This window comes from Pedobacter folensis (assembly GCF_056490665.1).
Map to the genome: position 1 here is coordinate 1,069,617 of NZ_JBWJIF010000001.1, position 14,788 is coordinate 1,084,404.

General features: G+C 38.4%; 11 protein-coding genes. 5 read left to right on the forward strand and 6 right to left on the reverse strand.

What is annotated here, in order from left to right:
* Positions 1 to 5: 5 nt before the first annotated feature.
* From AC04QZ_RS04345 to AC04QZ_RS04365, 5 genes are all read right to left on the reverse strand, one after another.
* Positions 6 to 1,304 carry a PepSY-associated TM helix domain-containing protein gene (locus AC04QZ_RS04345; protein WP_478356717.1) on the reverse strand — a complete coding sequence of 433 codons (1,299 nt, stop codon included), beginning with the start codon at positions 1,302 to 1,304 and terminating at the stop codon, positions 6 to 8.
* Positions 1,305 to 1,345: 41 nt separating this feature from the next.
* Positions 1,346 to 2,593 carry a DUF4374 domain-containing protein gene (locus tag AC04QZ_RS04350; protein ID WP_478356718.1) on the reverse strand — a complete coding sequence of 416 codons (1,248 nt, stop codon included), beginning with the start codon at positions 2,591 to 2,593 and terminating at the stop codon, positions 1,346 to 1,348.
* A 17-nt stretch (positions 2,594 to 2,610) separates the two neighbouring features.
* Positions 2,611 to 4,986, reverse strand: coding sequence for a TonB-dependent receptor (locus AC04QZ_RS04355; RefSeq protein ID WP_478356719.1), 2,376 nt, complete (start codon positions 4,984 to 4,986; stop codon positions 2,611 to 2,613).
* 316 nt (positions 4,987 to 5,302) lie between these two features.
* Complete coding sequence (locus AC04QZ_RS04360) at positions 5,303 to 5,692, reverse strand: LytR/AlgR family response regulator transcription factor (protein WP_478356720.1); 390 nt, start codon at positions 5,690 to 5,692, stop codon at positions 5,303 to 5,305.
* Between the two features lie 196 nt (positions 5,693 to 5,888).
* Complete coding sequence (locus AC04QZ_RS04365) at positions 5,889 to 6,566, reverse strand: competence protein CoiA family protein (protein WP_478356721.1); 678 nt, start codon at positions 6,564 to 6,566, stop codon at positions 5,889 to 5,891.
* A 188-nt stretch (positions 6,567 to 6,754) separates the two neighbouring features.
* On the opposite strand from AC04QZ_RS04365, the gene AC04QZ_RS04370 reads away from it, so the two are divergent.
* The 5 genes from AC04QZ_RS04370 to AC04QZ_RS04390 all read left to right on the forward strand — a co-directional run bounded on the left by AC04QZ_RS04370 (position 6,755) and on the right by AC04QZ_RS04390 (position 11,882).
* Entirely contained in the window at positions 6,755 to 6,973 is a 219-nt protein-coding gene (locus AC04QZ_RS04370) for a DUF6965 family protein (protein ID WP_086546549.1), read from the forward strand.
* Positions 6,974 to 7,209: 236 nt separating this feature from the next.
* Complete coding sequence (gene pta / locus AC04QZ_RS04375; protein ID WP_478356722.1) at positions 7,210 to 9,297, forward strand: phosphate acetyltransferase; 2,088 nt, start codon at positions 7,210 to 7,212, stop codon at positions 9,295 to 9,297.
* A gap of 1 nt (position 9,298) precedes the next feature.
* Positions 9,299 to 10,495: an acetate/propionate family kinase gene (locus AC04QZ_RS04380; protein WP_086546551.1), complete on the forward strand. Its 1,197-nt coding sequence runs from the start codon at positions 9,299 to 9,301 to the stop codon at positions 10,493 to 10,495.
* Between the two features lie 44 nt (positions 10,496 to 10,539).
* Complete coding sequence (locus AC04QZ_RS04385) at positions 10,540 to 11,613, forward strand: aminotransferase class V-fold PLP-dependent enzyme (protein ID WP_086546552.1); 1,074 nt, start codon at positions 10,540 to 10,542, stop codon at positions 11,611 to 11,613.
* 134 nt (positions 11,614 to 11,747) lie between these two features.
* Entirely contained in the window at positions 11,748 to 11,882 is a 135-nt protein-coding gene (locus AC04QZ_RS04390; protein WP_478356723.1) for a hypothetical protein, read from the forward strand.
* 343 nt (positions 11,883 to 12,225) lie between these two features.
* On the opposite strand, the gene AC04QZ_RS04395 is transcribed toward AC04QZ_RS04390, so the two are convergent.
* Positions 12,226 to 14,787 (reverse strand): M1 family aminopeptidase, encoded by a 2,562-nt coding sequence (locus AC04QZ_RS04395; protein ID WP_478356724.1) that lies wholly within the window; start codon positions 14,785 to 14,787, stop codon positions 12,226 to 12,228.
* Between the last annotated feature and the right edge of the window lies 1 nt (position 14,788).

Below are 14,788 nucleotides of genomic sequence, written 5' to 3' on the forward strand. Positions count from 1 at the left end.
GAACCTTAGAAAACTTCTTCTACCTTTTTAACCGGAATTTTAGCCCTCGGCTTAAAACCTTCTGAATTATTTCCGGCTCCTGTTAAAACGGGTTCTTTTTTAGCTGGTTTTTTCTTGAATTTCCTTCCGTACCAGATTAGGAAACCGGTTATTGGCAAACTCGCGCCAATTAACGAGGCTAAAAAAGCCAACACTTTACCCGGAAAGCCCAAAATACTTCCTACATGAATGTCGTAGTTCATTTTTCTGAGTTTACCGCCAAAACCAGCCTCTTCATATGCAATAGAATAAACACCTTCGCGCTTAAATTCTTTTAAAGTATGCTGATCGAAAGTATAACCCTGATTATTATAAAACTGACCCGTATTCGGATAAACCGTAATATTGATCGTGGCTTTCGCTTTTGAAGTATCGGGAAAATTATAATAAAAACCTTCGGATTTTGGGTGACGGCGAATTACTTTCTCCCAGGCCAGATCCATTGCTTTCTGTGGGGTATAAAACTTGCCAAGGGCTAAAGAATCTGATTCTAACCGTTGAAAATCGCCTAATTTATCACCACCAGAGGTTACCCAATATAAACCTTCGCTGTACCATTTAATGCCATAAACCATTCCTGTTAAAGCGATAAAAAGCAAAAAGATTAAAGAATAAAAGCCAAGCACATTGTGCAGATCGAGGTTTACCCTTTTAAATGAGGCACCCCACTTAATTTTGAAACTCTTATCGCGGGTTGATTTGTTCCATTTTTTAGGATACCACCAGATTAGCCCCGTGATTAACAACACCACAAATATCATGGTTCCATAGTTTACAATCGGCCTTCCGATGGCATAAGGCAGCCACAAAAAACGGTGACCGTTGAGGATAAACCTAAAAAAATCTACCTCTCCTTTTTTATGAACTACGGTACTAATCACCTCGCCGGTGTAAGGATTAATTTTCAAGATCGTTCCCCCTCCCCGTCTACCTTCGTCCTTTTTCCCCTTTAAGTTTAAACTAATTGCTCTTCCCTGCTGGTACTGGGCGTAAGCGGGTACTTTTGCAGGATAAAGTTTAAAAGCAATGGTACTCAGCTGTGAGGGGCTGATTACCGGTTTATCTTGCTTTTCAATTTTGGTTTCAGGCTCCAATAAGCCTGTAATTTCTTCATTAAAAACCCAGATACAGCCTGTTATACAAACAATAAGAACAATGACGCCCGATATTAGGCCAAGCCAGAGATGAAGCCATTTATTGATCCTCGTAAATAGTGAATCTTTATTTTTTTTCTTTGCCGGAATAGTTTTGTTTACCGTTGCCATTGTTCTGTTCGTTTAGTTTTTAGGGATGATTGGTATGAAGATTATTTTAAGTACTGAACGGCAGTAATCAATCCGCCTTCTACTTTTAAGCCTCTTGTAGCAGTTAGTGTAGCAGCATCTATTTTATATACATAGCTGGTACCGTCTTTTAAGTTAAAACCTACATAGGCCACCTTTCCATCTTTTGGTGTATAATTGTTGGTGGTGATGCTCGAAATCGCACTTTCTACAGGCAATCCGCTTACTTTTTTAAATGTTTTATCTACCACATTTAATACACCGATTGTTTTGCCCACTACATAAGCACCTTTTTCGGCTTTAAGTGATGCATTTACAATAAAATTGTTATTGCCAATGTAAAGCCAGTTGGTAATGACGTAACCTCCGGAAGCTGCTTCAAAATCAAGGAAATAAGTTAAATCGAATTCAGTGGTACCCGCTTTAATTTTGGTAATGGCTGAGGGTTTGGTAGAGGTAATTTTAGAATCTGTAAGTACATCGGTGGTTTCGGTATTGTCATCAACAGCCACAGAAGTAGAAAAAGCATAAACATCACCGTTTTCAACCAAGCCTAACCCATCTGTAAAATACCGGCCAATAAAACTTGTTCTGTCATCTTTAATTACCTTCTCTAACTTCATTTCCGGATAAGAATAAACAGCTATCCAGGCGGTGTTAGGGTATTTAGTCCAGAATCTGCTGCCGTTGATACAAAAAAACGGTGCATAAACTTTATTTCCAACTTGTTTAATCCAGCTAAAATGTGCTATTTCTCCATTATTGGCAGGTGCTGTTGCATCGATGGTTCCTTCTCCGGCAATTAAAAGACTGTTTGTATTTACCCGATAAAAGTTTGCCAACGGAGTCGTTAAATTTCTTGGAATTTTTAACAATAATAAATCATCGTTAACCGGCGCAAATGCCTGAACGGTTTCCGTTTGAAAATTTGAAAGTTTGTTTAATTTACCTGATAATATGTTATAAGTGGTTACTGCCCCTGGGTTTCCCTGGCCGTAAAGCAAACTAAAGAATTTGTTGTTATGGGTAACATAATAGCGATAAGTTCCATCCTGCTCGATCCCATTACCGGCAGTAGAAATACTACCTTTTTCCAAATCACTGGCCGTAAGTAAATAATCTGCAACACCAGTTGAAGCCACCGGCGTTACGGTAAGGATAAAATTACCAGGGTTATTAGGTATGCTTTCTCCTTCTTCTTTTTTTGAACAAGAACTAAGTACAGCTGCGAAAGCTAAAGCGATAAACGCTTTGGTAAAATTTGTTTTCATATTCTTTTTTTAATGGATTAATTATGGATTGTATTGATAAAATATCTGAGGTTCAGGTAGAATGCCCTGCCTGGCTTTTGTAAGCTGAAATTGTCGTATAAGGCAGCGTTGGTTAAATTTTTGGCCTCTAAACCAATGTTGTAACGTCCTTTTTTCAAACTGTAAACCAGATTTAAATCGTGATTAAACTGCTGGGCAATTTCCATTTTCGCTGCATCTTCGCCTCTGCCCCCACGGCTTGGCCAGTACAACCAGAAAGCATGTACGTACAATAAGTTATATCCAATGGTTAAATTATTGCCTTTGCCAACGTTCTTTAGTGAAACAGAGATATCTCCATTGCCATACAAATAAGGAATATTCGGCATCTGGTCGAGATAAACAGGACTTATGGTTGGAAGTAATTCTCCTGTATTCAGGTCTCGCTCGTATTTCTGCAGGTTTTTTAAATTTTGGTAGGTTAAAGTTGTGCCCACACTTAACCAGTTTTTATAGGAATAACGGATTTCTGCATCCCCGCCTATAGTCCTAACTCCATCTCTATTATCTGCTACCAGTTTGGCCTGGTTCTGATTTAACCGGTTATAAATAAAATTAGTTGCATTTCTATAGATGGCATTTGCAGAAATAGAGAAGTTATGATCCTTATTGATAACGAAACCGTAGCTGGTACCCAGATTGAAATTATCGCTTTGTTCAGGTTTCAGATTAGGATTAGCATCCTGATTTTCTACATCACCGAATATTTCCTGCGCTTCCGGCATCCGGTTAGTGAGCTCATAAGAAGCCTTTAACTGCAGGTTTCGGTTAACAAAGTAGCTTAGTGCAGATCCATAACCCATTTTACCTAAATTATTTGTGCCCCTGTTATTGCCGGTTCCGTTTACATTGTTTTGGTTGATGTACTTACCAAAAACTGTTGCACTCCACCTATCTTTTACATCGAAATTGTAACCTAAGCCTAAAACATTTTTATTGGTTTTCTTTGGCCGTTCATATTCTGCGTTTGTTGGGTTTAATTCATCACTACCCTTTCTGTTGAACGTGCTGAATACATTACTTAGCGCTAATGATTGATGATCGTCTATTTTATAGTTTAACATGGTTGTTGCCAAACCATTGTTATTTTTGTATTTATATAAACTTCTCGCGCGTTCGCCATTTGAGCCATTTGGTTTTGATGTTCCGTACCAATCATACCTAACATTTAAAGTGTCTATATTCTGCTCATTACCTAAATTATAATTGGCGTTAATGGTTACATCTAAACCTTTAATCAGGTTTTCCTTTTTATATTTTAGGGTAGGCATTAAGATATTACCTCTTCTATGCCAGCCCCCAAAAACAGAAACCATTCTGGCACCGGTTTGTATTTCTTTATAATTCTGACCAACCGTAATACCCAATAAGAGTTTATCTGCATAACTTTTGCCCACCACACCTACATTGGCAATTAATGTTTCGTTATGATAGGTATCATGAAATCTTTTGAGCAAGGCATTTGGTGCATATGCCCCGGTCCAGATATCTGATGCTTCTACATTTACCTTATAATCATTATCCGAATAATTCTGGAAAGCATTTAATTGAACAGTTAGTCCGTTTTTTGAAGTAACGGCGGCATTAATGACGCTTCTGTGTGTGTTAAATGAACCAAAAGAGTAAGAAGCATCTATATAATTGCGGTAACGATCGCCTGTTACAATGTTAATGGCGCCACCTAAAGCATCTGATCCGAGCCACATCGGTACCACACCTTTGTACACCTCAATCCTATCTGCTACGTTAATCGGAATGTTGTTGATCTGGAAGGACGAACCAAAATTATCCATCGGAATACCATCGATAAAATACCGCACGTGGTTGCCAGAAAAACCATTTAGTGAAAGGTTAAAGTTTGAACCCACCCCTCCCGATTCTCTTACGCGTATACCCGCTACCCGATCTAAAGCACCGGAAATATCGAGTGTCGTATTGTAAAGTTTTTTGGCATCAACAGACGTTACGTTAAAGGCCTGTCTGTTTACTTCCTGATTTGCTGTTCTGCCGATTACGTTAACCGTCTCCATTTGCTCTGACGATTCGGATAAGCTAAAACTTAAAGTGCTTATCTCCCCATCAGTTACCTTAATTTCCTTTTTCTGCGTTTTAAAACCAATTGCAGTTACCTGTACGGTATAATTACCCACCGGAATATTAGAGAGTTTAAAATTCCCATTTGGATCAGTTAGTGTACCGTAATTGGTTTTGTGGATTTTAACGGTAGCGCCAGGAAGCGGATTTCCGTCGTTGGTTTTGATTTGCCCTGATATGCTCGATAGTCGATTTTGGGCTGAAGTAAAAATTACACAGGCACATAGTATGCCCAATAGCAAAATTTTCTTAATTTGCATGGCTTTTAATGGAGATTAAAGGTGAGCCGGATTTCCGGTTTAGCCACACGGGTCCGAACCGTGTGGCATTTTTATTTTCGGCAAATATAGCCTCTATTTAGATCAAGTCCAAATAAGAATTAGTAATTATTGTGTTTTGTTAACCGCCTTTTGGAAGATCTCGGCTTACTTAGCTGAGCAACTGAGCATTACCAACCGTTTTTAATTGCTCAAAAAGCCCAGTTTAGCTAGTGTAAACCAGGTATTGAAATAACCATTTCAGCCCTCCAGGTTTCAAATTAGCAGCAGAGCTATAGCTGAATTGGGTAATGCTTTTTTAATTATCGCGGTGCTCTTTCCTGAGAATGTCTTTAATTGCCGACTCTATTTTATGGTAAGTTATGGGTTTAACGATGAACTTATCACAATAAACATTAAATGCATCAAGCGCATATTTTTCGTACGAAGTAACGAAAATGAGGTATCGAACATGATCGCGGAGCACTTTAGCTACATCTATTCCCGATACTTCCATCCCAATATCCAGGAATAAAAAATCTATTTCCGATATTGCTCTAATGGCCAGAATAGCTTCGATCGGATCAGTATATGTTGCCACAACCGTTAGTACTCCGGTACGGGCGATAAAATTGCTTAAAATATCAATACTAAGTTGATCATCGTCGATAATGATACATTTTTGTTGAGGAGCGTTAAATTGTTGCATTATTAATATTTTTCAAAAAATAACCCAAAAAACATGCCCATTATTATTTAAATGATTCTCATTTAGCCATATCATACAATTATATTCAACCTGAGCAGTTTTACCAGAAAATAGTTCACCTCACACACCTGCATCCTGTAATTAATCATTTACATGGCTGTATGGTAATTTCTGATGAATGCTAACTGATTTTAATCTAAATCTCTGGCGGGGTATGCCAATCGATAAAGGTTTTTCTACTCAACATTTTTAGATATGGGTAATTGCCATTTAACTGCTGACGTTGTTTTAGCTCATACAAAAAATGTCCACCTAAGTCTACAATAATTTTTGCAGTAGCCAGATACCACACACTATGGGGTTGTTTCCAGCAAAAAGAATATAGGTTTGAGGTGAGTTTAATTCCCTGAAGTTCGGGATGGTAAAAATTAAGTATTTTGGGGTTAGGGAGCCCCTGCATAACTTCTGCTTTTCTAACCATCGAAAGGTGATCGGAATGGCAGAACTCATAATCCTTTAATTTCGGATCATCCACATCAGGCAAATGTTTCAATATTTTAAAGCCTTTAAATTTTTTACCATTTAATACCCATATCAAATTTGGATAAAATGCCTCTCTGCTGTGCAGTTCGGCAGCTGTTATTGGAGAGTTTTGAAACTCAATGGTATAACCCGATGGGGTAAATATATCTGCCCGGTGGATATCGGTATTGGCCGCATCGTAAAAGGCAACTTCCCTAAACGACGGTGGGAAAGCCAGCTTCCAATCGCGGTGCCATGCCGTTTCTTTACGGTAATATTCTTTTTTGAGTGCTGAAACATCCGGAATTATTTCAACACGATGAATATCTTTTCTTATTTCACTATTATCCATGCGCTTGCCACACCATTAAAAACAATTATTAGGGAAGCACAAATTTAAACTAAAATTCTTAGTACAGAAACAACCCAGGGCTATAACCTAACCATATTTTAAAATCATTATGATTGAGCATTAGGCAGATACCAGCTATCAAATAAATTTAATTCCGTCTGCTCAAAATAGAATGATAACTTTGCATTATGACCATCCAAGAAGTACAGCAGCTAGAAGAGTTTTTTACCCAGGCAGGAAAACAACAGGTGCCTATTTACCTCAACCAGGCTAATGTGATTACCGATTACGAGCACTTTTTGGAAAGTCATTTCATGCCCTTAAAACTCAATCCCGATGCAAAAGTGAATCTTCCGCTTATCCATCGTTTAAAGATGTTAAAACTCTTGATTGAATCAAACGCATAACGCCGCTATCCTAAAATCATATCCTATTGGCAACTAAAAGACCATTTAAGTCAGGCCAATTTTAGATCTTAATGATTACATCCGTAATTGACGATTCGCCTATAGATGGTATTTAAAGTGTAGAATAAGTAATTATTTTATGCCGTCTTTAAAACTTAACCTGCTTTAGTTTTTAAAATAAATATTTCCAACTATATTGGGCATAATTGGTTATTCCTATACATTGATCCTTATTTATGACAAAAAATATATTCATTGCTTCAGCCGAACCCTATACCGGAAAATCAGTAATTGCATTCGGGATGATCAATATGTTATTGGCCAAAACGCAAAAAGTAGGCTATTTTAAACCGATTATTGCACAAGACGATCCCAATAAAAAGGATGAACATGTGGAGGCCATGCTGGATTATTTTTCGCTCCCTGTTAAATATGAAGATGCCTTTGCCTTTACCCGGCAAGAAATGTTGCATCAATCTGAAGATAGCGGTACCATTATCAATACCATTATCAGTAAATATAAAAAATTAGAAGACAACTATGATTTCACGGTAATTGAAGGAAGCGATTTCTTAGGCGAAGGCATGGCATTTGAGTTCGAATCGAACGCCTTAATGGCCAAAAACCTGGGTGCTCCCGTTTTAATTGTCGTATCCGGGAAAAATAAAACCGCCAGTCAGCTTTTTAAATCTGCCATCAACATTTACCGAAACTTCCTGTTGCGCGATGTACAGGTATTAGGCGTAGTGGCCAATATGGTCAATCCTGAAGAAGCAGATCGTATTAAACAGGCCTTAAGTAATCAATTACCCGCAGAACTGCTGATTGCCGTTATTCCAACTGAAACTGGTCTGCAAAGTCCAACGATGAAGGAAATTACACTGGCTTTAGGTGGCGAAGTGCTTTTTGGATCTGAACTATTGGATAACCAGGTCGACAATTTTGTAACCGGCGCCATGATGTTGCCTAATTTTTTAAGGCACATTAAAGATAACTTGCTTATTGTTACGCCTGGCGATCGTGGCGATATCATTATTGGTGCGCTTCAGGCCAATTTATCGGCCAATTATCCAAAAATTGCGGGTATTGTTTTAACTGCTGGCAGTTTACCCGATGAGCCGATTATTAAATTGATTGAAGGTTTACAGACCATTATCCCCATAATAGCGGTACAAAAAGGCACTTTCGAAACCACTACTACGATTGGTGGTATTCACTCAAAAATCACCATCGAAAACAAGAAGAAAATCGCGGTGGCGATAGAGCTTTTCGAAAAGTATGTTGACATTAAAGCACTTGATGATAAAATCATCACTTTTAGCTATCAGGGCATTACGCCGCATATGTTTCAATATCAATTGGTTAAATGGGCCAAACGCGATAAAAAACACATCGTTTTACCGGAAGGAAATGACGAACGCATTTTAAAAGCCGTGGAGAAACTCATTACCCAGGATATTGTAGACATTACGCTTTTAGGCGATCCAACCGAAATTACCAATACCATTAAAAGGCTTGGATTAAATCTGGATACCAATACGATAAAAATACATAACCCGGGACAATCGGCTCATTACAATGATTATGTAAATACCTTACATGAATTGCGAAAAGCCAAGAATGTAAACCTCGAAATGGCCAGAGATATGATGACCGATGTTTCTTATTTCGGCACAATGATGGTTTATAAAGGTGATGCCGATGGCATGGTTTCGGGTGCCGTTCATACTACCCAACACACCATCCGGCCTGCTTTACAGTTTGTTAAAACAAAACCAGGTGTATCGGTAGTTTCATCCATTTTCTTTATGTGCCTGCCCGAACGGGTGGCCATATTTGGCGATTGTGCGGTAAACCCCAATCCTACTGCTCAGCAGCTGGCAGAAATCGCAATTTCTTCAGCCGAAAGCAGCGCAAAATTTGGCATTGAGCCACGCATTGCCATGTTATCTTATTCTTCCGGCACATCAGGCGAAGGTGAAGATGTAGAACGCGTAAGAGAAGCTACGGCCATCGTAAAAGCAAGGCATCCGGAATTAAAAATTGAAGGTCCGATACAATATGATGCTGCTGTAGATCCATTAGTGGGTAGACAAAAATTACCAGGTTCTGAGGTTGCAGGCAGGGCGAGTGTATTGATCTTCCCCGATCTAAATACAGGTAACAACACCTATAAAGCGGTACAGCGTGAAACCGGCGCATTAGCCATTGGTCCAATGCTGCAAGGCCTAAATAAACCAATAAACGATTTGAGCCGTGGCTGTACGGTAGATGATATTTTTAATACCGTTGTAATTACAGCAATTCAATGTCAGGATATTTAATATGAACATTTTAGTAATCAATTCGGGAAGTAGCTCTTTAAAGTACCAGCTTTTTAACATGCCTGAAAAAGCGCCGCTTTGCAGCGGCCTGGTAGAGCGTATTGGCATTGAAGGCTCCTTTATTAAACATAGCGTTTATCGCAATAACGAAAAGTATAACATTGAACAGTCTGGTTTTATTGCTAACCACGGTGAAGGTTTAAAACAGGTGTTAGCTTTACTCACTGAAGGGGAATATGCAGTAATAGCCAGTCCTGATGATATTGCGGCTGTTGGCCATCGTGTAGTGCATGGAGGCGAACATTTTACAGGTGCAACCCTTATTACAGACGAGGTAAAACATCAGATCAAAAAACTGTTTTCACTTGCTCCGCTGCATAATCCGGTTAATTATAAATGTATTGAAGTAGCCGAGCAAACTTTTGTAAATGCTAAACAAATTGCAGTATTCGATACGGCATTTCACCAAACCATACCGGAACAGGCTTATCGTTATGCGATTCCGGAATGGTATTACAAAGAACATGGCATCAGGGTATATGGATTTCATGGCACCAGCCATAAATATGTAAGCGAACAAGCCATTAAATGGTTAAATAAGGCTGAAAGTAAAATCATCAGCATACACCTAGGTAACGGCTGCAGCATCACAGCCATTAAAAATGGTAAATCGATAGATACCAGTATGGGATTTGGCCCGCTAAGCGGATTAATGATGGGCACACGCTCTGGAGATATCGATCCGTCGGTTATTTTTCATTTAATGGAACATTCAGGATATACTTTAGAGCAGTTAAGTACCCTGGTTAACAAACAATCAGGACTTTTAGGTGTAGGTGGCTCAAGTGACATGCGCGATATCAGAAAAATGGTCAGCGAAGGAAATGCAGCTGCAATTTTAGCATTAAAACTGTATGCTTACAGGATCAAAAAATTTATTGGCGCTTATGCGGCTATTTTAAATGGTATAGACGCCATTGTATTTACAGCAGGTGTGGGTGAAAACGACAGCAATATGCGTGAGGCCGTTTGTTCAGCACTCGATTATCTGGGTATTGAATTAGATCCAAATCAAAATGCAGCCTACCATGGAGCGTTGAAAGAAATTAATAAAACAGGCGCTAAAGTAAAAATCCTGGTTATTCCAACCAACGAAGAATATGAAATTGCCCATCAATGTTTTGAGCGGCTAACTTGACGCCTGAATTATTTTTTTAATACAGAATTCTTTTAAATTTGAGCATGAACCTATTTTTCCCGATCCTCAAAGAATATACTTACCTAAACACCGCCAATTCGGGCATTTTATCGACCAATCTGGCAGCATGGAGAACTCAACATGACGAAGCATTTATTGCTGGCGGAAGCATTTTCAGAATGGAAAATCTGCCGGTTATTACCGACCTCAGAAATAATATAGCGAAGCTTTTTGGCTCAAAACCAGACAATACTTATCTCGTTCAAAATTTTTCAGTCGGTTTCAATATCTTATTGAGCGGATTGGATAAAAGTCATCGTTTTTTACTTTTAGAAGAGGAATATCCATCGGTAAGTTATCCGGTAATCAGCATGGGTTTCGATTATCATAGTATAACCATCGATGAAAAGCTTGAAGAAAACATCATTAACGCCATTGAGAAGTTCAAACCTACTATACTGGCGTTTAGCATGGTACAATACATTAGTGGACTTAGGATGGATGATGATTTTATCCGGAAACTAAAAAACACTTATCCTGATCTTTTATTGGTTGGCGATGGCACGCAGTTTTTGGGTACTACTGCTTATGATTTTGAAAAAACGGGTTTAGACGCGTTGATTGGCAGCGGATACAAATGGCTTTTAGCAGGCTATGGTAATGGCTACGCATTTCTTTCTGATCAGATGAAAGATGCGGTCTTCACCAAAAACAAATTGGCCCAACTGCCAACAGCACCATTTTTAAAAGGAAAAGATCATTTATCGATGTGTTTCGAACCTGGCCATTTAGATACCCTAAACTTCGGCACCTTAAACGAAAGTTTAAATTATCTTAGTTCATTTGGCTTTGATTGGATTGAAAAAACCACGCAAACGCTTTGTAATCGGGCCAGGCTGGAATTAAATTCCAGAGGATTAATCCCTGACTGGACGCTTGACAGGAAGTATCAATCGACCATTATGAGTATGCCTTTAGATCAAAAAACAGTGGATAAACTTGCTGCTGCCAAAATACTTTGTTCGCCAAGAGGAGCCGGTACAAGGATTTCTTTCCATTATTACAATACAGAAGAAGACTTAAATCATTTACTACAGGTCCTGGATGACCAGAGTTAAGTTATTTTCGGAGTGATTTTTCCAATCGTAGGTGTAAACGCTGCTACTCAATTAAAAAAGTTACAAACTATATTCTAAAATCGACGTTAGATAATGGTAGACATTTAATTGACAAACATTAACCGCAGCCTTATATGCAAACTCAAACAACAGAAAATACGAACCTTACCGTTTTGATCCAGGATGATGCTTCAATTGAAGATAAAAGAGATATTTTATTAAATAGTTTATTAGATGATTTAAACAGTCAGACAGAATCTTTCAATTAGTGCCACAACCCATTATTATTTTTTAGAAAGGGTTAATGTTTCTAAGCACGATTCCAAAAACTCAGATGATCTCAGGTGGCTTAGGTGGTAAAATACACTGCCTCATTTAAAAGTATCCTAAACATTAAGAAGTGAAGAACGTTAGCGAGCTCACCGCAGGTAATTCATTTCAGGGTTTATTTTTGCAGAAAAGATGCTGAAATAAATTCAGCATGACGATTATTCGTAAAAGAAAAGGGCAAACAAATTCATGTTTACCCCTTTCAATCTAAATTAACGCTCTCGCGACAAAAGTATAAATTCTTCTTAAACCTGTATGTAACAAATTTATTTACATTGGAGCTTAATGCACAATGACTTGTGCCCGGCGAAGATTATCTGTTGTCTGCAAAATTTTATCCCTTAATTTTGAATTGTAAGCAGGATGTGATTTTAAGAAATCCTGTACCACTGCATTTGCTTCTTTGTTGTTATAACTGGAAAAAATAGCAGCCAGCCACGATTGAGGAAAAAATATATCCCCTGTTTTCTGTATTTCTTCCAATAAATCTAAACTTTCTTTCAGATAATGAATAGCTGTTTTTTGCCTGATGGGGTGATGCAGATAAGATAAAGCCGTAGTTACCCAGGCTTCTTTCTGACGGTTTTTCCGGTCTTTTAAAGCGTTAAAGAATTGATCTCTTTCCTTCACATCTAAAGATAATGCGGGCATTAAATAAATCAACCGATTTCTACGGTCTTCATTTTTGGTCCTTTCTAACTGCGCTTTCAGGATGGTATTTGCAGTATCAGTTTTAAGTGCCAGTGTTAAAGCCAGCGCATTATAATCATCTTCTAACAATTTAATTCCATTTGGTGCAGTTTGCCTGAACCAGATATCATACATGCGTTTCCCGGCATTGGCACTTAAATACACATTTTGATAAGCATTGAACAAAATCTTCCTGTTATTTTGCATTGGCTGCTGTTCCATTGCATTCCATATTGTTTTCTCCACGCTTTCATACATACCATTCCGTACTTCAGCAGTAAGAAAAGTCCAGTAAATATTAGTGAGGTAGCCCGTAATCAACCTGAGGTTCATTTCATTTTTCTCAACTGCCAATCCCTGTAAAAACACCATTAAAAGTTCTTTAGGCTTATTACCTTTGCCCGAAAGCATATTTTCATAGGCATTGATATAAGCTGATGCACGTTCTAAGGGATCCTCAAGATGATAAAGATTTGCCATCATCTCCTGATCGATTGGGAAAAGGCCATATCCGGCACCGTTTGCATTAAACAAAATATACTGTGGTTTTGGAAGACCTTTTGCCTCCATTAAATCTGTTTTAGCTGTCTGAGCGCTGACCACTAAAACCTTGCTATAGGTTGGGTAAACCAGCTTAACCGTAAAGGATTGTGGCCATACCCTGGCCTGCCCCATCTCACTGTTTTGACTTAAGCTTAAATTACTTATTTTATCTCCATTGTATTTAATATCATAACTAAAAACTGGTCTGCCGGGTTCATTTACCCATACTTTATTCCAGCTGAGCAGATCACTCTTACTGTATTTACCTAAAATGGCAATCAAATCATTCCAGGTAGCGTTGCCATAACTGTATTTTTTCAGGTATTCCCTTATTCCCTGCTGAAAATTTTCCTTGCCCATCAGTAACTCCAATTGACGCATCATAATGGGTGCTTTGTGGTAAATTATATTTCCATACATCGATCCCGCTTCCTGTAGGTTATCCAGTTGCTGTCGAATGGGGTTAGCGCCCAATGTTCTATCTACCCCATAAGCTGCCGGATAATGGTCTTGTAGAAACTTAAGGTTGAAAGTAGACTTGCCCATTAATTTTTCGGTTACCTTATCGGCCATAAAATTGGCAAAAACCTCTTTCATCCAAACGTCGTTAAACCATTTCATGGTGACCAGATCGCCAAACCACATATGTGCCGTTTCATGCGAAATCAGATTTGAACGCGAAATAAACTGATCTTTAGTTGCCCCCTGATCTAAAAACAATGCGGATGCCTTATATTGTACTTCTCCAGGGTGTTCCATACCACCAAACTGAAAATCAGGAATGCTGACAAAACCTACTTTCTGGAAAGGATATTTTATCGCTGTCCAGTCTTCTAAAAAATCGATGGCATCGCGATGTGCGACAAAAACAGAATCTACACTGAATTTAATTTTCGCTGAATCCGTTTCCCGGTGTAGAAATTCCATTTTATTATTTTTCATTTCCCGGTTTATCAGGCTGTATTTTCCTGCCGTAAAAGAGAATAAATAGGTGGGTAATTTATCCGAATTATTGAAATGGTAAGTGGTTGAATTGCCATTTACCAGCGAATCTTTTTTAATAGCATTAGCCATTACCTTCCAGTCGGTTGGAACGGTTAACGAAAGTAAAAAGTTAGCCTTTAAATCAGGCTGATCAAAGCAAGGAAATACGGTCCTGGCATGATCAGGAACAAAGAGCGCATACAAAAAATCTTTATTTCTGTTTAACGATTCGTTACCGGCAATAAATTCGATTTCAACCTGGTTATTCCCGACTTTTAAATACTCCTGTTTTATCAGGATATGTTCTGCTTTAAAATCGACCGGTATGGTTTTTCCATTAACCGATATTTGTTTTATGTGATCTAAATCCTGCTTAAAGTCGACCTGCAGATCAATCAACTTATTCAACTTAAAATCAATACTTTCAGTTGATTCTATTAATGCATTTTGCACTGCAGGGACAGTAAAATGAAGCTTGTATTGAATATTACTTATTGTTGCGCTTCTGGCGTTTGCCAATGCTAGAGAAACTCCCGGTTCTACGGCCACTGGTTTTGTACGCTGCTGCGCAAAACACGTAACACTTAACAGCAGGAAAAGGCAAAAATATTTGGTAATCGTATTCATT